Source organism: Streptomyces sp. AC627_RSS907 (assembly GCF_019049165.1).
On the sequence record NZ_JAGMUE010000559.1, the window covers coordinates 1 to 666 of the forward strand.

Here is a 666-nt window from a genome sequence, read left to right on the forward strand (position 1 = left end):
GCGGAATGCCCGCCAGAAGTGCACGGACCTCCGCTTCGCGGTAGCGCCGGTGCCCTCCGAGCGTGCGGATGGACGTGAGCTTGCCTGCCTTGGCCCACCGTGTGACCGTCTTCGGGTCCACGCGGAACATCGTGGCAACCTCAGCCGGGGTCAGCAGCGGCTCGGCATCAGGGGTGCGAGCGGTCATGAGCGGCCTCCTCGGGAGAACCGAACCATCACGGTTCTTTCCTCTAAATTCTGCACCTTGACCCGCGTTGCCCGAAATGGCGGACGCGGGCCGAGTCGGTTATAGGACGAACGGCTTGTCCTCGGCACTACAACTACACCATCTGTCCAGCCACGTCGGCCAAACCGATGGAATTGCCCTCTCAGGTGTTCAACCTCGACGGAAGCCGATGGACTATGCCATAGCGGACAGTCACGCCGCCGTGACGATCAGTCACAGAAGGACCACGCGTCACCAGACCCACCAAGGAGCGCAATACCGATACATCCGCCCTTAGTTGGACGGAAGGAGCCCTGCGTGGACTCCTTGTCCTATTTTGACACGAGGATGGGGGATGGCCGCAAGGCCCGAACTCAGTGCTTTAGATCACGGTTGAGGCAATCGCCCGGATCGGGACCTACGTCCCGATCCGACCGCGCCTACGCCCGTCCCCTCGTGTC

The 666-nt window shown here is 62.6% G+C and carries 1 protein-coding gene; it reads right to left on the reverse strand.

Annotated features, from left to right (window positions below):
* Nucleotides 1–187 (reverse strand): developmental transcriptional regulator BldC (gene bldC / locus KUM32_RS37060; RefSeq protein ID WP_217146257.1); only part of this gene is annotated, 187 nt, incomplete at its 3' end.
* Between the last annotated feature and the right edge of the window lie 479 nt (nt 188–666).